At 68.3% G+C, this 16980-nt stretch carries 19 protein-coding genes; 9 read left to right on the top strand and 10 right to left on the bottom strand.

Annotated features, from left to right (window positions below):
* The first annotated feature begins 527 nt into the window (after positions 1-527).
* Entirely contained in the window at positions 528-845 is a 318-nt protein-coding gene (locus ACZ4EG_RS45245) for a MarR family transcriptional regulator (RefSeq protein ID WP_453561906.1), read from the top strand.
* Between the two features lie 71 nt (positions 846-916).
* On the opposite strand, the gene ACZ4EG_RS45240 is transcribed toward ACZ4EG_RS45245, so the two are convergent.
* A complete protein-coding gene (locus tag ACZ4EG_RS45240) occupies positions 917-1735 on the bottom strand; it encodes a class I SAM-dependent methyltransferase (protein ID WP_467794866.1) in 819 nt (272 codons plus the stop codon).
* A 55-nt stretch (positions 1736-1790) separates the two neighbouring features.
* Here ACZ4EG_RS45240 and ACZ4EG_RS45235 point away from each other — a divergent pair, with 55 nt between their 5' ends.
* Together ACZ4EG_RS45235 and ACZ4EG_RS45230 are read left to right on the top strand one after the other, a co-directional pair.
* Positions 1791-2510, top strand: a complete 720-nt coding sequence (locus tag ACZ4EG_RS45235; protein ID WP_453561903.1) for a GntR family transcriptional regulator — start codon at positions 1791-1793, stop codon at positions 2508-2510.
* Between the two features lie 131 nt (positions 2511-2641).
* The gene (locus ACZ4EG_RS45230) at positions 2642-3220 is read left to right on the top strand and encodes a hypothetical protein (protein ID WP_467794865.1); all 579 of its coding nucleotides are present in this window, start codon (positions 2642-2644) and stop codon (positions 3218-3220) included.
* A gap of 239 nt (positions 3221-3459) precedes the next feature.
* Here ACZ4EG_RS45230 and tpg read toward each other — a convergent pair whose 3' ends face one another.
* The 7 genes from tpg to ACZ4EG_RS45195 all read right to left on the bottom strand — a co-directional run bounded on the left by tpg (position 3460) and on the right by ACZ4EG_RS45195 (position 9197).
* Entirely contained in the window at positions 3460-4014 is a 555-nt protein-coding gene (gene tpg, locus ACZ4EG_RS45225; protein WP_467794864.1) for a telomere-protecting terminal protein Tpg, read from the bottom strand.
* A gap of 96 nt (positions 4015-4110) precedes the next feature.
* Positions 4111-4653: a heme-binding beta-barrel domain-containing protein gene (locus ACZ4EG_RS45220; protein ID WP_467794863.1), complete on the bottom strand. Its 543-nt coding sequence runs from the start codon at positions 4651-4653 to the stop codon at positions 4111-4113.
* Positions 4654-4779: 126 nt separating this feature from the next.
* On the bottom strand, positions 4780-5070 hold the full coding sequence (locus ACZ4EG_RS45215) for a replication initiation protein, RepL2 (RefSeq protein WP_467794867.1): 291 nt from the start codon (positions 5068-5070) through the stop codon (positions 4780-4782).
* A 14-nt stretch (positions 5071-5084) separates the two neighbouring features.
* Positions 5085-5537 carry a MarR family transcriptional regulator gene (locus ACZ4EG_RS45210; protein WP_390713150.1) on the bottom strand — a complete coding sequence of 151 codons (453 nt, stop codon included), beginning with the start codon at positions 5535-5537 and terminating at the stop codon, positions 5085-5087.
* A gap of 785 nt (positions 5538-6322) precedes the next feature.
* Complete coding sequence (locus tag ACZ4EG_RS45205) at positions 6323-7402, bottom strand: ParB/RepB/Spo0J family partition protein (protein WP_467794862.1); 1080 nt, start codon at positions 7400-7402, stop codon at positions 6323-6325.
* Positions 7399-8661, bottom strand: coding sequence for an AAA family ATPase (locus ACZ4EG_RS45200; protein ID WP_453561895.1), 1263 nt, complete (start codon positions 8659-8661; stop codon positions 7399-7401). Before ACZ4EG_RS45200 ends, ACZ4EG_RS45205 begins: the two co-directional genes overlap by 4 nt.
* A gap of 215 nt (positions 8662-8876) precedes the next feature.
* Entirely contained in the window at positions 8877-9197 is a 321-nt protein-coding gene (locus ACZ4EG_RS45195) for an acyl carrier protein (RefSeq protein WP_453561893.1), read from the bottom strand.
* Between the two features lie 237 nt (positions 9198-9434).
* Here ACZ4EG_RS45195 and ACZ4EG_RS45190 point away from each other — a divergent pair, with 237 nt between their 5' ends.
* The gene (locus ACZ4EG_RS45190; RefSeq protein ID WP_467794861.1) at positions 9435-9983 is read left to right on the top strand and encodes a YciI family protein; all 549 of its coding nucleotides are present in this window, start codon (positions 9435-9437) and stop codon (positions 9981-9983) included.
* 13 nt (positions 9984-9996) lie between these two features.
* Complete coding sequence (locus ACZ4EG_RS45185) at positions 9997-10587, top strand: hypothetical protein (protein ID WP_467794860.1); 591 nt, start codon at positions 9997-9999, stop codon at positions 10585-10587.
* A gap of 214 nt (positions 10588-10801) precedes the next feature.
* Here ACZ4EG_RS45185 and ACZ4EG_RS45180 read toward each other — a convergent pair whose 3' ends face one another.
* Positions 10802-10927, bottom strand: a complete 126-nt coding sequence (locus tag ACZ4EG_RS45180) for a hypothetical protein (RefSeq protein ID WP_453561887.1) — start codon at positions 10925-10927, stop codon at positions 10802-10804.
* 135 nt (positions 10928-11062) lie between these two features.
* On the opposite strand from ACZ4EG_RS45180, the gene ACZ4EG_RS45175 reads away from it, so the two are divergent.
* The 4 genes from ACZ4EG_RS45175 (at position 11063) to ACZ4EG_RS45160 (ending at position 15578) form a co-directional block, all read left to right on the top strand.
* Positions 11063-11941, top strand: coding sequence for a hypothetical protein (locus ACZ4EG_RS45175; protein WP_467794859.1), 879 nt, complete (start codon positions 11063-11065; stop codon positions 11939-11941).
* A 618-nt stretch (positions 11942-12559) separates the two neighbouring features.
* Positions 12560-13672, top strand: coding sequence for a bifunctional DNA primase/polymerase (locus ACZ4EG_RS45170; protein ID WP_467794858.1), 1113 nt, complete (start codon positions 12560-12562; stop codon positions 13670-13672).
* Entirely contained in the window at positions 13669-15180 is a 1512-nt protein-coding gene (locus tag ACZ4EG_RS45165; protein WP_453561883.1) for a DNA primase family protein, read from the top strand. Before ACZ4EG_RS45170 ends, ACZ4EG_RS45165 begins: the two co-directional genes overlap by 4 nt.
* A complete protein-coding gene (locus ACZ4EG_RS45160; protein ID WP_467794857.1) occupies positions 15177-15578 on the top strand; it encodes a DUF6009 family protein in 402 nt (133 codons plus the stop codon). Before ACZ4EG_RS45165 ends, ACZ4EG_RS45160 begins: the two co-directional genes overlap by 4 nt.
* 399 nt (positions 15579-15977) lie before the next feature.
* Here the strand turns inward: ACZ4EG_RS45160 and ACZ4EG_RS45155 are convergent, their stop codons facing one another.
* Positions 15978-16922 (bottom strand): ScbA/BarX family gamma-butyrolactone biosynthesis protein, encoded by a 945-nt coding sequence (locus ACZ4EG_RS45155; RefSeq protein WP_467794856.1) that lies wholly within the window; start codon positions 16920-16922, stop codon positions 15978-15980.
* Positions 16923-16980 lie beyond the last annotated feature (58 nt).

Below are 16980 nucleotides of genomic sequence, written 5' to 3'. Positions count from 1 at the left end.
CACACTCCCGTCCACTCCCCCGACCAGCACAAACACCCCACACTCCCGGTACAGACAGCTGACGCACTCCACCGCAACTCACACGTCACCCATCAGCCTTCGACACGCACAATCTGGTGTCCCGTCAAGACTCCATACCCCTGCGCCAGGAGAGGAGCACGGCGCTACTCGTGCGGGCAACAGTTGAGAGGGTTCCTGTGTTGTATATAGAGCGCGCAGCCTCCGCGGGCGTCTGACCTGCAGAAACCTGCGCGATATGAGCATCCTGGGATGCCGATACATGTCATTCATGGTCATGTCGTCTGTGGTAGCCGAAGGAACGCCTCAATTCCCTCGATTACCACAGACGACATGTCACTGGTGGTAATCTACAGGTCGTCAGAAAGCAGACCAGGACGAGCACAGGCCGGGGGATGTACGTGCCGAAGCAGGGGCGCCGCGGACATAGCCGGGAACTGGTGAACACAGCAACCGGCGAGATCCATCCCTGCCGGGAAGCTCCGGCTCAGCACCGAAGGGCCGAACCAATGCCACGTCAAAACCCGTACCCCGAACTCGCCGCCCTGCAGGAACGGACCAACGGACTGCCGCACCTCAAGCAGAACGTACTGATGACCTACGCAATCCTGGGCGGGCTGGACAACGCCGTGGAGCGCACGGCAGCTGAACTGGCCGAGCGCATAGGAGTTCCCGCACCACACTTCTCACGCGCCCGCAGAGAGCTGGTAGAAGACGGCTGGCTGGAGCACACGCACAGCGAGGGCCAAGTGAAGTTCTTCCGGCTCGGCCAAAAAGCCACCGGCCGCGAGGTCGTCGTACCACTGCGAAGCCGACCGACTGCCTGAACAAACGATTCGCGGCCAGGGATCAGTGAAACGCGTAGTCGTTCGCTGCGGGCGAAGTGGACCTTACCCGCTCAGGCAGGGCGGCGGCCCACCGCCAGCAAGTGCGAGCTGGCTGCCAGCAGTTCCGGATATGGCTCGGCCAGACGCGCTGCAGTGAGGGCCGACTCGAAAAGGCTCGTTGCCTGGAACGACTGGCCGGTGTTGCGTTCGGCCGCCGCGAGCAGGGACCAGGCCGGGCCCTCGACGCCGAAGACCTCCGTGCCGGTGAACCCGGCTGCCGCCACTTCGTCGTGCAGCTGCTCGCCACTGTGGAAGTAGGCAGCCGTGAAGGCCTTCTTCCCGTCGTGGATCTGGGTGGCCAGGATCGCGCCGATGCTTTTTCGTATCGGCTCCTTGTGCAGGTGCGCGAAGGCCGTGTGCTCGAACAGCGAGGCGTACCGGTTGATGCCGGCCGCTGCCACCAGACCGCCCGGTTTCAGGACGCGGTAGGCCTCCGCCAGGGCCTGGTCGCGGTCGGTGCGTTCCAGGAGGTGGTAGAGCGGGCCCAGGACCAGGACGACGTCATAGGAGGCGTTCTTCTCGGCAGTCAGGTGGCGGGCGTCGCCCAGTTCGACGCTGGCCCCGGTGGCCTTCGCCTGCTCGATGTGCCGCGGAATCGGATCGATCAAGTGGACGTCGTATCCGTCCTGCACGAGCCATCGGGCATGCGCGCCCGGTCCCCCACCGACGTCAAGGACGCGCGCGCGAGCCGGGGGGAGGAAGCGGCGCAGCAACTCCTGAGTGCGCAGCAACTCCAGGCGGCCGTCGGCCGTTGCGGACAACCGGTCCGCCTCGTCGATCATCTCGCTGTAGAACCTCACGATCTCCGGCGCTACCCCGTGACTCGTCATGCGGGCATTCTGGTGGCTTGCCGGTGGACCAGTCCAGTGATCGGAAGTACGCCCCATGCCGCTGCTGAAGTACGAGCAGATCGCCGAGGATCTGCGCACCCGGATCGCGAACGGTGAGTTCGAGTCCGGTGACCTGCTGCCGTCCGGACGTGATCTGGCCGAGCAGTGGAGCGTGTCGCGGGCCACGGTGGTCAAGGCGTACGACGTCCTGCGCAATGACGGCCTGGTGGTCGCCCGGCAGGGAGCTGGATTCACGGTGGCCGAGACGCCGGTTGCCCGGCCTGCCGGCGGGCGCCGGGCAGGGACGAGCCGGTTGTCAGGCGGCGGGTCCTATCGGCGCATCGGCGTTCCGGACCGTGTGGTACCACCTGCGCGTGTCGCCGAGGCATTGGGGCTGATGGGAGGTGAGAAGGCGCTGCGGCGTATCCGACTCGTACTGCTGGAAGACGGGTCGCCGCAAACTCTGGTGACGGCGTGGTTCCCGTTGTCGGTCGTGGGCGCCGCTCCCCGCCTGGCCATGAAGGGGCCGATCGCCGAGGGAACGACGCACTATGTACGCCGCCAGACCGGCCGGTCACCCGTGGAGGGCGTGGACGTGACGACCGTACGTCTGGCCGCAGGGGAAGAGACCGCACTTCTGGACCTGCAGCGGCCAGCGGCGGTGGCTGTGGTGCTGCACACCGCGTACGACCTGGAGCGGCGGGCGTTGGTATGCGAGGAAGGCATCACCGCCTCGCATGTGTTCGAACAGGTGGACAACTACCCCATGCAGTAGGTGAATTGAGGCCATCCCGCTTGTCTGGACCGGTCCACCGGTCCAGTCTCTTGAGCGTGCCGACGCCCCTGCGCGTCTGCCCGCGGGCAGCTGCCCGAGAACGCCCAACAGTGGTGAGGAGCGTCGACACCGTGGACCGCACGAACGACCTGAAAGCACTGCAGCCGGTCCAGGCCGCACCCGGGGTGCTCATACACACAGGCGCGGACCGAGGACTGGCCACCGAGCACTGGCTCCTCGCCTCGCATCCCGCCCCACAGCAGGCCCGCCAGGAGTGGCAGGAACACAAGGCCGCCCTGCTGCCGCTCGGAACTCTCTTCTGCGCCGTACGCATCCCCGGACGTGTGGTCTTCGCAGTCGCCGGGACCGAAGAGCCCGAAGACATCGACGACTTCCTCGAAGACGTCCTCGACGGAGGTCCCGTCATCTGCGACCCCCACGGCCGCCGGTACTACGCACTCGTCCCCGCCGGCATGCCCCACACCTGGCACCCAGCAGCATACGAATGGCGGACCAGGCTGGACGTCGAACTTCTCGGACACGGCACCTACCTCGGCGTACCCAGCCTGGACGAAACGGACTTCAACCCGCGCTCGTGCCCCTCCTACTGGGCCGTACCCATGCCCTCAGCCGCCACCCTCTGCACACCCTTCAAGACAGCACGACTCCTCACCACCGCACACCACCAACTTGCCGAAGAACCCCAGTAACACCCCTGGCCCACGGACGCATCACTCCCCTCCGGCGGAAACCAGGAACCAACTCACCCGCAAAGTCCTTCCAGAGCCCACAGGCCCCACCGAGCAGCCCCTCACCGTCGTTCAACCAGCTCTACCCACACCAGAGCCCTGAGAGCGCCTCAGAGGCGCGCCCAGCGCGTTCCGCGGGTCCGGGCGGCCATCGTCTTGCGCCACTCACCGCTCTCTGGTCTGGCCGGCGCAGGTCCCGGTCAGTAGTGCAGCTCCAACTGCTCGATGTCCGTCAACTCCACCAACAGACCCTGAGCCCGACGGCCCGCATCACGGAAATACATCTCGCCCAACCCCTCCGCCAGAATGACCCGCAGCTGCTGCTCAGTTGCGCCAGCCTGCTGGGCGGCGAAGAGGCGGGCCGCGTACTCCGGGGGCAGGGCCTGGTTGATGTGACGTACGCGCGGGTCGTCCGTAGTGCCGACCGCCGCGGTAAAACCGAAGCGGGCACGGGTGGAGGTGAAGATGCCGTCCGTGGCCGCCGCCCGCTGCCTGGCCCGCGCACGGACCTGCGGTTGCCAGCGGCGACGTACCTCGCGGTACAAGCGGGCCGCCAAATCGCGGCGGGGAGTCTTCAGCTGTCCCTTGACGTAGCGCTCCACCGTGCGCTGGGAAACGCCCAGGAGCTCGGCCACCGGCCTGGTGCCCTTCAACTGCCGTACCAAAAAACGCATCTGCGCCTGCGCCGACCTGGGAACAGGGCGAGTGAAGTGCTCGGCGTCGGCATCCTCGAAGCTGCTGCCGATGTCGGCCATCGTGGGTGCCCTCCCCTGCTCTCCGGCCCTCGTGGTGTCGTCCAGTCGGGGAACGCAAGGACCGTCAGTGAAGTCACGGTGCCGGCAAGGTACGGCCTACCGTGCGCGTCGCAGGGTTGCCGAGAGATGGTGCTGCAGCGGCCGGCCTACCGCCGCGAGGTCGTGGACGAACGTCAGTGTGTCGCTGTCGGTCAGGGTGTAGCGGCGGCGGGTGGCATTGACCTCCTTGGCAGTGGGAGTGAGGGCCACCTCGTGGGTGGAGAGATCCACCGTGTCCCGTGCCGCCCGGCCGACCGCGATCTCGGCGATGCCGGTGGGCTGGGTGATCAGTGCCTCCACCCTCCCGTCGGGCTGAAGCCGCCACCATCCGCTCTCCCGGGCCGCCGGACGCAACGGCGAGCCGTCGGCGTCGAGCAGCCAGGCCCGGGCCTCGTAGCGGAGGAAGGGGCGGCCGTCGTGGCTGAAGGTGACCTCCTGCGCGTATGTGAAGTCCCCTGCAAGCGTCGGGTATCCCCCCTGGCCCCGACCGTGCCACATGCCCAGAAAACCGAGCACAGGCGTGAGCAGTGCGTGCGGTGCGGGCGCGTCCTCCGGCCGGTGGGCGTCGGGGTACGGGTGCTCCCGTGCGGGGTCGTACACGCTCACGCTCCTTCTGCGGCTACTCCCCCGAGCAATGTCATTGACTGCAGTGCATGCGAGGCGTCCTGGTGGACTTAGCTGATGAACTTCAGGTCAATCAGGTAAGTCCACCAGGATGGGGTCGGGTCAGGTTGCGCGGCGCAGTGGTACGACGACCTCTTCGCCGGTGGCCTTGGGGCTCAGGCGGTAGTAGCGGATGTGGCCCAGGCGCTCGGACTCCTCCAGCCAGCCGGACTCGACGATCTGGCGGCGGGTGCGGGAGAAGACGGTGGGCGACATGCCGAGGACGTCGGCCAGCTCGGCGGCCGTCTTGCTGACTGTGCCGGCGCGGTCCGCAGGGTGCGCGGCGTAGAGCATCAGAATCAGGCGCTGGTTGGCGGGCAGGCCGGCGGTGTGTTCCAGCAGGCGGAGGGTCATTTCCTTGGTGTTGCTCACTTTGCCTCCCACCGTGCAGGGGTTGACTCGTCGAATCCGGGGATGTCCGGCGGGTTGCAGGTCTTGATGGCTTCGCGCTGTTCGATCCCAGTCCCGTGAAAAGCAATGTACGGGCTGATCCGGTAGAAGTTGTAGTTTCCGATGCGGCCGCGGACGATCAGGATGCGGTGCTTGGCCAACTTCCGGTTGATCTTCCCCACAGCATCGGTGGACATGCCGACCCGCTGGCCGATGTCCGCGCCGGTGGCCTTGAGGGGCTCCATGCCTTCCGGTGACACTCCGATCCACCACAGGACGAGGAACTTCTGGCTGGGCGTGAAGGCCCTGCTCTCGGTGATCGCCTCCACCCGTGCCTTGTCGACCTGGGTGTGCCTGCCGGAGAAGGCGTACGGCGCATAGGGGACGATCTCGCCGGTGTCAGCGTCCAGCAGTCTGCGCGCTGTTCCCAACAGGGCCTCCGAGGCTGGTTGCTGAAGCATTCATGAGGGCGGCTTTCAGGCCGACCTGATGAACTTAACGTACATGAGCAAGAAGTCGATGAGCCCCGCTCTGAGGGACGTGTCGCTGGACTTCTCGGCCGGATCCCGAGTGCCGCTCGGACGGCGTAAAACGGGGTTTTCTGGGACGCCTTCATGAACGTGAAGTCAATCTGCCACGATCCTGTGGTCGTGGTACCCAGTTCCTAGGATCGTTGGCCCACGATCCCTCAGACCGTGTGTGCTGTTCCAGGAACTGCCTGGCAGTTCCCAGGAACTGGGTCGGAGGTAGCGTTCTCGCAGGTCAGCGGTGGTTTGGGCAGCTGACGCTCTTTTACTTGAGGCTGAGGTTGTGTTCCGTTGCGCAGGGGCGGCGGTCAGCGGAGCGTCAGGTTGCGGCGGAGTGTGGGTGGTTCGGGGAAATGCTGGGGTCGAACCAGGTCCTTGAGTAGCTATGCCCGCCCCTACTTGCCGCGTTGGCCATGCCACCCCTTCCGGACCTCAGCCAGCGAAAGTCAGCCACGGCGGTGGGGGCGCCGAACGGGCAGGCGCGCGTGTGTTTCCAGCAACCACTCCCCCGGCTCAGCCACGTTTGCGTTTTGTTCCGGCCGGGGGGTGGGACGGGCCGCGGGTGGGCGTGGGGAGAGCCGCGAGCACGGGAGGGGGTGCTCCCCCGCGTGCTCCGTGAGCTATTACGGCGTAATAGGTAGAGCGAGGGGCCCCTGCCTTTGTTCGGCAGGGGCCCCTTGTTGTGGTGGTCACTTGTCGGCGGTCGCGCGTTGTCGCTGGTGTTCGTTGAGGATGCTGAGCATCTTGTCGAACTCTGTGTCCGTCATCTTGCGGATGAGGTGCATGGCGAGGAAGGCGCCGTCGTCGTAGGGGAGTTTTGGGGGGTTCGAGGAGTCGGAGCGGGGTTCGGGGACCAGCGCGTCCGTGTCGACGGTGGTTGTGGTGGTGGTTGTGCTTGTGGTGGGGGGTTTGGGGTCGGGTTCCGGCTCGGGGCCGAGTTGTGGCTTGGTCGCCGGGTCTTCTATTACGTCGTAATAGGTGGGGGGCTCCGGCTCCGGCTTGGGCTTCGGCAGGGTGGCTGCTGGGCGTTTGCCTGGCTTCTGTGCGGGTCGCTCGGCTTCCTTGCGGGCTCGTTCCGCCTTCAGTTCTTCCAGGGCCGTCTCCTGCTGGTCGGCCGGCTTGTTGCCTACCGCGCGCAGGAGGTCGATGGGGTCCTGGCCGATGCGGGACTGGAGGTCGGGGGTGAGGCTCAGGAGGGCCAGGCGTTGGGAGACCCAGCCCTGGGAGCGGTGGAGGCGCTTGGCGAGGGCCGTCTGGCTGCCGTGGATGGCCAGGAGGCGGTTGAGGGCCTTGGCCTCGTCGAGCTCGTCGAGGTCCTGGCGGTGGATGTTGGCGACCAGCGCTGACTCGAGGAGTTCCTCGGAGGTACTCCCCTGGTCGTCACTGACCATGACCTTGACGGTGGCCAGGCCTGCCTCACGGGCAGCGGCCAGGCGGCTGCTGCCGTCGATTACGACGTAATAGGTGTCCGCTTCGAGGCTGCCCTCGTGGTCGGGGTTGGCCTTGATATAGGTGTCGCGGTTCATGACCGTGATCGCCTGCTTCTGACCGTGGGTGCTGAGGCTGCCCGCGAGGTCGGTCAGATCGCCGAGGGTCGAGCGGGGGTTGTCGGGGTTCAGGCTGACGCGATGGGTGGGGAGTTCGGTTGGCGGGGCGACTCCGTCCGTGGGGACTCCGGTGGCCGCGGCCACGGCTGCGCGGCGGGCGCTGACCGGTCGTGCCGAGGCTCCGAACCGGCCGGCACCCAGCTGCTCGGCCTTCTTCGTCATGAGATCTCCCGGGCCAGGGCGCGCATGCTGACGGCCTGCTGGGACTTGGGGGCGTAGGACAACAACGGCTGCTTCATGCGGACTGCTTCTTTTTGTTCCTTCAGGTCGCCGACGAGGCCCACCACCCGCGGATCCTTTATGTCCACCCAGCCCTGGAGCGAGGAGGTGGCGATGTAGCCGCGGCGGCCGTCGTAGAGGTTGACGACGATGCCCAGGTAGTCGATTTCGAGGGAGAGGTCGGCGCGCAGGTCCTCGATCTGGGTGGTGAGGAGTTCGTACGCGTCGGCGGAGCTGTCCTCGGCCTGGACGACGACGAGGGCTCCGGACTGGCCGGGCTTCTCGTTGTCGCGGCGGCGGCCGTAGTAGGCGGCGGCGTCCATGCTGAGGCCGAGGCTGGGCGGGCAGTCGATGAGGATGACGTCGTAGTCGGCTTCCAGGGGGGCCAGGGCCCGTTCGAGTGCGGCTTCTCGGGCTCTTACGGCGGAGAGGCGCACGTCGAGGAGGAAGGCATCGTTGCAGCCGGGGAGAAGGTGCAGGCGGCCGTCGAAGTTGTCGTCGTCGATGGAGACGATGAGGTCGCGGAGGTCTCCCTTGGGGTCGCCCGCCATGTGGTTGGTGAGGCTGTCGCCGTTCATCGGCACGGGGGTGGCGCCGAGCTGGTTGGTGAGGTGGCACTGGGGGTCGAAGTCGACCAGGAGGACACGCATGCCGAGGCCGGGGAGGCTCTCGACGTCCAGCGGGTCGTCGGTCATGGTCTCGGGCTCATCGGTCTCCACGGCGCGGAGGGCGGCGACCAACTGCTTGGCCACGCGGACCGGGTGAAGCTTGTTGGGGTCCTCGGCCATTGCCTCGCCGGTGCCCGCGGTGATGGCGGTCTTGCCGACACCGCCCTTCTGGTTGCAGACGACGATGCGGCGGGTGACGGCCGGGCGTACGACGTCGGGGGCGGGGTTGGTGTCGAGCCAGAGCCTGACGGACTGGGCGAGGCCCTGGATGAGGGAGACCCCGCGGTCGGCGGCCGTCCGCTTGAACTCGTCCCACTGGCCCTGGGGGAGGAAGGTGGAGAAGGAGTCGGCACCCGAGGTGTCGACGGGTTCCAGGGCGGAGGCGAGGGCGCACCAGGCGGTGATGCCCTCCTCGACGGCGCTCTGGATCTCGAGGCCGTGCTGGGCGGCCCTGACTTTGAGGTCCTGCCGGAGCCGACCCGGCAGCTTGGACACGACCTTCTCGCGGTCACTGGAGGTGGCTGGAGAACTCATGGGAGATACCTTACTAACGTGCTTGATCGAAATCTCGTCCGACACGTTAGTTAGGGAAAGTTGGCCGGTCTCAGTGGGGGGCGGAAGGTGCGTGGGACGTCGTACCGAGACGTATTACGGCGTAATAGCCGGGGCGGGATCAACGGGACGCCCGGGCTATTACGCCGTAATGGGGTGGGGCAGTGGGGGGTGAGGGAGTGGGGGAGTGGGCTGCGTCAGGCGATGGCCCAGGGGCTCGGGCCCTGGGGAGCGCGGCGGGAGGCGGGGCGCGAGGTGTCCCAGGCGGGCTGGAGCGCGGCGGAGACGATGCCCCACAGCTGACCGGCGGTCAGGGTGCGGACGGGCACGACGACCTGGCCGGCGAGGCTGATGCCGAACGAGGACTCCAGTGCGCTGACGATGCCGATGAGGGCCAGGGAGTCCAGACCGTAGGTCTCCAGAGGCTCATCGGCCATGGGCGCCTTGTCCTTGCCCAGCCCGGGCAGGCCGCGCTGAAGGACGGTCTCGAACGTCGAGTTCCACGGTGCTGAGGCCATCGGCGGGCTTCCTTCCGGCTGCCGGGTGGTGTGACGCGTTTCCGCGAGCAGCCTGACCGGGGGGACTTGAGTCCGCGTGGACGGGCGCTCAGGCGTTGAGCGCGGTGAGGCGGGGGAGGGGCGGGGCAAGGACGGGGCGGGGGCGGGGCTATTACGTCGTAATAGCCCCGTGGCTGTCGGGGCCGGCGCAGGGAAAGCCGCTCGACCCGGTCGCCTCCTTGAAGAGAAGCTGTGGCCATGGAGTTCCTCTGCTACCACCGTGACAGGCCCGGCTCTCTGCCGTTGCGCGACGAACTGCTCGAAGAGCACTGGTCCTACATGGACCGGTACGCGAAGGAGATGATCGCCCGGGGCCCGACCTTCGCGGCCGACGACACCGTCACCGGAAGCGTGCACATCCTCGATCTGCCCGATGCCGCCGCCGCCCGCGCGTTCGCCTTCGACGAGCCGAACTATCAGGCCGGTGTCTACCGGGACGTGCTGCTGCGGCGGTGGCGGAACATGCTGGGGCGCACCATGTGGGACTTTCCCGGTGGGCGGAGCGGCGGCAACCGGTACCTGGTCCTCGGACTCGGTACGGGGCAGGCCGCCGACCTCGCGGTGCCGCCCGGTCAGGACGAGCTGATCGCCTACGGGCCGCTGCTGTCCGACGACGGCGCCACCTGGTTGGGCACGGCGGCGTTGGTCCGAGCGCCGGATCCGGAGACGGCACGCGCCCTCCTGACCGCGGAGCGGTACGCCGATATCGAGGTGCACGACTGGGAGTTCGGCGGGCGGCCGTCATGACCGGGGGCGCCTGGTGATCGCTCAGCCGTTGCCACCCAACGGACTGAACACAGGGCCCATCTCGACCGGGCCGGCCTGGGCCCTGCTCGGGGTCGGCGCGGTGGTCGTTCTCACGGCTGGCGTGGCGGTCGCGCTGACGCGGCGGGAGCCCCATGCCAGGCGTCTGACCAACTGGCTGTTCGGGCTCGGACTGACCATGTGCGCCATAGGTGGACTCGTGCTGCTGGGCGAAGCCTTCGAGGAACAGGAGGCAAGCGACGGGCTGCATGCGGCCGGTCGCCGGATCATCGGCGAGGCGCTGGACTCGGCCCGCAGCTGTGACCCCGCCTCCGCGCAACCGACCTTCGTCCATCCGAGCCAACCCGGGTCCGGTGGCGCGGCCACATACGTTCCGTTGCCGTGCAGCACCTCGCCGCGCGACGTCACGCCGGACTCGTCGGTGGTGACCTCCGACGGCGTGTACGAGGTGCAGGCGGTGAACTCCTTCGGTACGAACGGGCACGTGACCATCACCGACTCGGACAGCGGCAAGCAGGTCTGCGCCACCATCCCGGACACGGCGGACGGCACCGGCTCCGTTGTCGATGGCCCATGTCGGGGGTAGGGCCGGGGGCTATTACGGCGTAATAGCCCCCGTGTCCGCCGCTCGGATGACGCGGCACGGCTCCTTGTGCGGGTGTCCCGTTCGGCTGCCTGGACGGCGCTACTCTCGCACGCAACGAAGGAGGGCGCATGTCGGGCAAGGCTGGACGAATGGTCGTCGTCTGCATGCTCGCCCTGTCGGGTGTTCTTGTGGTTGTCGGCTGCCGCGACTCCGATCACAAGCCGGATGCCAGTCCCTCCGCCGGCACCCCGGAGGTGTCGCCGTCGACGACATCGCCGTCCTTGTCCGGCACGGCCCAAGTCCCCTCGCCGAGGTCCGCGTCGTCGTCCGCAGGCAGCACCGCTGTCCCGTCTCCGCCGCCGCCCCCTACATGCACCGACTGCGACCATGACGACGGTCCCAGCCTCGCCCCGTCCGCCACACCGCCGTCTCCCGCGGCTCCCGACGCTCCCGAAGTGTCTCCCCCTGAGGGCACGTGAGTGAGCCCACGGAGGACCTGCTGCCTCCCCGGCACGGGCGGACCGGCGTCGGGAGCCGACCGGCGAGCCCGACGGCACTTCTCAAGACCGTCATCGCGCAGGCATCCGTCATCGCGGCGCTGATGTTCTATCTGGGGGCGATGTACAGCAGCCAGTACTACGGCTACTTCCATCTCTCCATCTACTCCCTGGACTTCGGCTTCGCCCCACTGGTGCTCCAGAGCCTGAAGCTGCTGCGGTCTCCGGTTCTCGTGGCTGTTGTCCTCGTCCTGATCGCGGCGACCGCTCCCTGGTACGTCATGCGTCGTCCACTGTCCGGGCAGCCCGCTCAACGGGCTCTAGCCGCCCTGGCTCCGGTGGCACGGCTCTACCCGGTGGTCCTGGCGACCGGGCTGGTGCTGCTGGTCTTCTGGTCACGGATCCAGCCGTACGAATGGACCGCCCCGCTCACGCTCGCGGTCGGATTCCTGCTGGGCCTGGTCGCACACGCCGCGGGCAGCCGGCCGGGGGGAGCGGGCCGTCGGGGCCTGCTCTTCTTCGCCGCCGTCGTCTGCCTGTTCTGGGCGCTCACCGAGACCGCGCTGCAACTCGGGGAGAAGGACGCCAGGGCCCGCGCCAGTCATGTGCAGAGCTGGCCCAGCGTGATGCTCCTCAGCACCCGGCCGCTGAGCCTGCCCCCGCCCGGGGTCCAGGAGGAGAAGTTTGCGCGTAAGGACCTGCGAATGCCGTACCGCTATACGGGGCTGCGGCTCCTGATCGAACGCAGCGGCCGCTACTACGTCGTTCCCGTCGACTGGAAGGCCAGGACCGACCCGGTTTACGTCATCCACGAGAGCGACGACCTCTGGGTCGGGCTCGGGCCGGGCGTCCAATGACCAGAGCCTGGGCAGGACCAGAAGCAGAACCAGCGGCTGGGCGGTGGCAGCTACTGAAGCGACCGAAGCGACTGTGGGACCGGGTTGGGTGCGGGGCCCGGGCGGTGGGGGAGGGGTGGCGGGTCCAGGTTTGCTGCAGGGTCGCTTGAGTCGCTGCGTGCGTTCAGTCGCTGCCCGAATGGGGGTCTCGGGTGGTGGGGGAGGGGACAGCGACTGAAGGCGAGCGACTGAAGGTCGCTTGAGTCGCCTTCGGTCGCTGAGAGAAAAGGCCTGGTCAGGAGGGGTGTCGGAGGTGAAACAGCGACTGAAGCGACCGAAGGTCGGGGTATATGAAGACATTCGCGCGTGTGCGTGTGCGCGTGTGTACGTCATATATAGGGACCTTGAGTCGCTTCAGTCGCTGTTTTGGTGTGTGAGTACCCTTTGACCTGCGGCTTCGTTGAGCTACTGAGACAGCGACCGAACTGGCTTGAGTCGCTGGAGAATTTGCGTTCAGTCGCTGGAGCGACCGGGCGACACACGCAGGGATTTTTGTTTTCCCTGTGTCCCCTTCTGTCTGTGTGGTTCGCTAATCTGTCTCAGTCGTTGAGTCGCTTCAGTCGCTGATGGGGGATGTGGATGCCTGCTGAGCTGCGGGTTCCGCGCAGCGACTCAAGGCAGCCGTCTCCCGAGCCGCACGGTGGCGCCAGATCCCTGGTGACCGCGCGGTGGTGTGTCGGCCGGGGCTGGCCCGTCCACCCGCTGGCGCCGGGGCGCAAGACTCCCGCGGGCAACTGCGAGGCCTGCCGCGAGCCCGGGCACACCCACCGGGACTGCGGCTGCCCGGCCGCCGGTCGCTGGTGCCACGGGTTCCACGCCGCCACCCTCGACTACGCCAGGGTCGAACAGTGGTGGGGGGCCAACCCGCGTTTCGGCGTGGGAATCGCCTGCGGGCCCGCGAGTCTGGTCGTCGTGGACATCGACGCGCACGCCCAGGAGCTGCCCGGGCGGGACCGGCTGCTGCCGGGCATCGAGATCTCCGCCGGCGTCGATCTGACCGGGCTCGCCAACGGCTTCCACACCATCGGCGTACTGGCCGCCCTGCGCGGTGAGCACAGCCCCGCGGACGACGAGAACACCCTGCGCGTGCGCACGCCCTCCGGGGGCCTGCACGTCTGGTACCGGGCCCAGGGCGGGCAGCGCTGGCAGTGCTCCACCGGGTCGGGCGGGGGCCGTTCGCTGGCCTGGCAGGTCGACGTACGGGCGCACGGCGGGTACATCGTCGCCCCGGGCACTGTGACCGCGGCGGGAGTGTACGAGCCTGTCGGGCCGGTGCGGGAGCCCGCGCCGCTGCCGGGCTGGCTGGCTCGCGAGCTGGAGCGCACCGGGCATCTGCCGCCCGCGCACGTGCCCGTGCCGCGCCCGGTGCCGCCGCGGGCCCGGCAGGCCGTGCTGGCCGCCGGAGGAGGGCACGCGGCCGCGGGCCGGGCCCTGAGCGCCGTACTGGCCGAAGTGGCTGCCTGCGCAGCCGTGTCCGAAGGGGCGGGCTTCTCCGAGAAGCTCAACCGGGCCGCCTACACCGCCGGGGGACTGGTCGCCGCCGGGCACTTGACCGAGGAGGAGGCCGAACGGGTGCTGGACCAGGCCGCAGAGCATGCCCGGCCGGGGCAGCAGCGGCGCTACCGCGCCATCATCCGTTCCGGTCTGAGCGCGGGCCAGCAGCGCCCGTTGTCCCCGGGAGGCCGCGCGTGACCGCCGACGACAACGCGCTCTTCGACGCCCAGGCGGTCGCCGCGCAGATCCTCGCCCAGCCCGGCACCCAGGTGCCCCGGCAGGCCGTCGAGCACCGGCCCGGCGCGGGCGGGGACGGGGAGGCCACCGCCGACGGGCTGCTGCCGGACACCCTCAGCGACCGCGGCAACGCCAAACTGTTCGTCAAGCTGTACTCCAACGACTACCGGCACGTGCCCGGGCTCGGCTGGTACCGCTGGGACAGCACCCGCTGGCAGATCGACGAGGACGACACGGTGATGTGGGCCGCGGGTGACCTGGCCGAGTCCCTGGCGACCGACGACCCGCGCGGGGCCTACAGTGCCTCGGCGCTGCAGCAGCACCGTCGGCGCGCGTTGAGCACCAGTGGCATGAACGCGATGCTCACCCAGGCCAAGTCCGCGCCGGGCATGGTGCTCAACGCCGCCCGGCTGGACGCCGACCCCTACGCGCTGTGCACCCCGGCCGGCATCGTCGATCTGCGCACCGGTCTGATCCGTACGCCCGACCCGGACAAGGACTTCCACTCTCGCTCCACCACCGCGGGCCCGCAGGCGATGCCGACCCCGCGCTGGGACCGGTTCCTCACCGACACCTTCGGCGACGGGCCCGAGGGCGCGGAAATGATCGACTTCCTGCATCTGCTGCTGGGCTACTCCATCACCGGGGACGTCGGCGGCCAGGTGATGCCGTTCCTGTTCGGCTCCGGCAAGAACGGCAAGTCGGTGCTCCTGGACGTGCTGATGAAGCTCGTCGGTGACTATGCGGACGCCGCGCCGCCCGGGTTCCTGATGGCCCGGCCGTACGAGGGGCATCCGACCGATCTGGCCGAGCTGCACGGGCGGCGGGTCATCGTGTGCAGCGAGGTCAAGCCGGGGGACCGGTTCGACGAGGCGCGGGTGAAGTTGCTGACCGGTGGCGACCGGATCAAGGCGCGCCGGATGCGGCAGGACTTCTTCAGCTTCCAGCCCACCCACAAGCTCTGGCTGCTCGGCAACCACCGGCCCGAGGTGGGCACCGGCGGCTTCGCGTTCTGGCGCCGGATGCGGCTGATCCCGTTCGAGCGGGTCGTGTCCGACGACCGCAAGATCGACAACCTGGCGGACGTGCTGGTCACCGAGGAGGGGCCGGGCATCCTCAACTGGCTGATCCTGGGCGCCCGCCGCTATCTGAGGGGCGAGAAGGACCTCGCCGGTCCGGAGCGGGTGCGCATCGCCACCACGGCGTACGCGGAGACCGAAGACCACACCGGGCGGTTCCTGTCGGAGGAGTGCTGCCTCGGGCCGGATCTGAGAGCGGAGCAGGCCCAGCTCTACGCGGCCTACAAGACGTGGTGTCAAAATGAGGGGGCGCCGGCGATATCGTCCCGGGCCTTCGCGGCGCGGGTCCGAGAGGTGGTGGGACTGGCGTCTCCGAAGGAGATGATCTTGTCCAACCAGCGCAAGTACTACCCGGGCATCGGACTGGTCGCCGACGAGGAGACAGCATGAGCGCCCTCATAGGAGAGGACGAGATCATCCACGAGGTCGACTTCGTCTGGCTCGAGGACATCACGGAACTGGACTACGTACGTCAGAGTCTGGACCGGTTGCCCACCCGCAAGGGCAGGCCCGCCTACCACCGCGACGGACGTATGGTCGGCTACGCCCTGCTCGGTCCCAGTGCCAAGCCGTCGCGGTCCTCCGGCACCTTCCGCCGCCGGGTGTTCTGGTTGTTGCCGCATGACCGGGACGCCGTGCCCGGCGGGCTGTATGCGACCGGCGCGCCGGCCGAGGCCGTGGACCCGCGCACACTGGCACCGGGCAAGAAGGGGCGCAAGACGGAGCGTTCGGAGGGCGGACCGACCTCCCCGGAGGTACGGGAGCGCGGGCTGACGCTGCCGCTGTAGGGCGGTTTGCCGGCAGAGCCGTACCCGGGCGGGCTATTACGCCGTAATAGGTGGCGTGGTCGGTCGCGGTGGAGGCGTGGTTCGTACGACGGTCGCTGTCACGGCGTAGCAGGGACGCCGGGCCGTGCGGGGAGTCCGGCCATGCCTTCGTACCCGCGGTGAGGTCGGTCCGTGCGGGGCTGCGGTCGAGCACGGCCGACGATTGCCTGTCCGGGTACAACTCGCCCTGGCGACAGCCGCGTTAACAACAGACCTTCCGGTATTAATCCTCTATGGGATGGGACCGCTGCACGCTAATGTGCACGTGCAGCGGGCTTTCCGTCCGCTGCACGTCCCTCAACACAGGCCGCACGTCTCGTAGGCGGGGGAGTGGGTGTGACGATGCCGTGGCTGTCACCCTCATCCGACCGGTCCGGTGATCGTCGAGGTGAACACCGTCTCGTCGTCCTGACGGCCGGTGACCTCCACGGTCATCATCCCGCCACTCTCGGGGGACACCCGTGTGATGTCGATCCAGCAGGGCCGGTCGAGTTCGACGTAGCGGCGGAACGAGCTGGACGCGCTTGCCGGGGTCATCGTCCGGGGCGCCACCAGGGCGGAGGCCGCTTGCCGTGCGCCCTCCAGCAGGACCATGCCGGGCAGATGGTCGTCGGCGTGGTCGAAGAGGATCGGGTGGTCGAGGCGCGGCGTGAGCAGCCAGCTGGTGGGCGAGTCGGTGGCCGACAGCACCACATCGGCCGTGGAGCCGCGGCCCACGGTCGCCGGTGGGAGCGGGGCGCGGTCCGCCCGGATGTCGAAGGCGGGGCCCGACCACGGCTTGCGGGCCGCGCGCAGCCGCTTGTAGACGCCCTGCTGGATCACGCCGAAGCTGCCCGAGCCGTGTGCCACCACGTTGCCCTGGCGTCGGATGGACAGCTCCAGCTGCAGCCAACTGGCCATGCCCCTGCGCCAGGTGACCTCGGTGCATTTGGCCTCGAGGTCGAAGTCCGTCGGGCTGAGCGCGATCCGCAGATTCTGCAGGGCCGTCGTGTAGTTGAGGTTCCCCAGGACGAAGCGGTGGTGGAGCGGTACGCCGAGCTCCGCGTGGGCGAGGAACATGCCGGCCTGCCGAAACGTCTCTGCGGTGAGCAGGGGATCGTGGCTGTTCCCGCCGGGGCTGGTGAAGAGTGTGTGCGCCCGGGGCCACTGACCGGTGAGGGAGAACCTCAGGTCGTCCTTGGCCGTGCAGCCCGTGAGGAAGACCTCCGCGAAGCTCGCGCGGTGCACGTACTCCCTGGGGACCGTCGTGGTGAGTCGAGGCAGTGCGGGCAGTTCGACTGTGCTCTGGCTGGTAGGCAGACCCATCGGAGACCCCCCGTCTTGAAGCTTTGTTCGACGACAGCTAATAAGATACGGACGGACC

It is taken from the genome of Streptomyces sp. NPDC025638, from assembly GCF_055558775.1.
The sequence above is the reverse complement of the archived record's forward strand: the minus strand, read 5'-3'. Positions and strand labels throughout refer to the sequence as shown.

Excerpts from the sequence above, each read along its gene's own strand:
- ACZ4EG_RS45160 (WP_467794857.1), top strand. The coding sequence starts at position 15,177 with ATGAGCGCCCTCATAGGAGAGGACGAGATCATCCACGAGGTCGACTTC.
- ACZ4EG_RS45240 (WP_467794866.1), bottom strand. The coding sequence starts at position 1,735 with ATGACGAGTCACGGGGTAGCGCCGGAGATCGTGAGGTTCTACAGCGAG.
- ACZ4EG_RS45215 (WP_467794867.1), bottom strand. The coding sequence starts at position 5,070 with ATGACCCTCCGCCTGCTGGAACACACCGCCGGCCTGCCCGCCAACCAG.
- tpg (WP_467794864.1), bottom strand. The coding sequence starts at position 4,014 with ATGGCCGACATCGGCAGCAGCTTCGAGGATGCCGACGCCGAGCACTTC.
- ACZ4EG_RS45200 (WP_453561895.1), bottom strand. The coding sequence starts at position 8,661 with ATGAGTTCTCCAGCCACCTCCAGTGACCGCGAGAAGGTCGTGTCCAAG.
- ACZ4EG_RS45190 (WP_467794861.1), top strand. The coding sequence starts at position 9,435 with ATGGAGTTCCTCTGCTACCACCGTGACAGGCCCGGCTCTCTGCCGTTG.
- ACZ4EG_RS45155 (WP_467794856.1), bottom strand. The coding sequence starts at position 16,922 with ATGGGTCTGCCTACCAGCCAGAGCACAGTCGAACTGCCCGCACTGCCT.
- ACZ4EG_RS45205 (WP_467794862.1), bottom strand. The coding sequence starts at position 7,402 with ATGACGAAGAAGGCCGAGCAGCTGGGTGCCGGCCGGTTCGGAGCCTCG.
- ACZ4EG_RS45195 (WP_453561893.1), bottom strand. The coding sequence starts at position 9,197 with ATGGCCTCAGCACCGTGGAACTCGACGTTCGAGACCGTCCTTCAGCGC.
- ACZ4EG_RS45235 (WP_453561903.1), top strand. The coding sequence starts at position 1,791 with ATGCCGCTGCTGAAGTACGAGCAGATCGCCGAGGATCTGCGCACCCGG.
- ACZ4EG_RS45170 (WP_467794858.1), top strand. The coding sequence starts at position 12,560 with ATGCCTGCTGAGCTGCGGGTTCCGCGCAGCGACTCAAGGCAGCCGTCT.
- ACZ4EG_RS45245 (WP_453561906.1), top strand. The coding sequence starts at position 528 with ATGCCACGTCAAAACCCGTACCCCGAACTCGCCGCCCTGCAGGAACGG.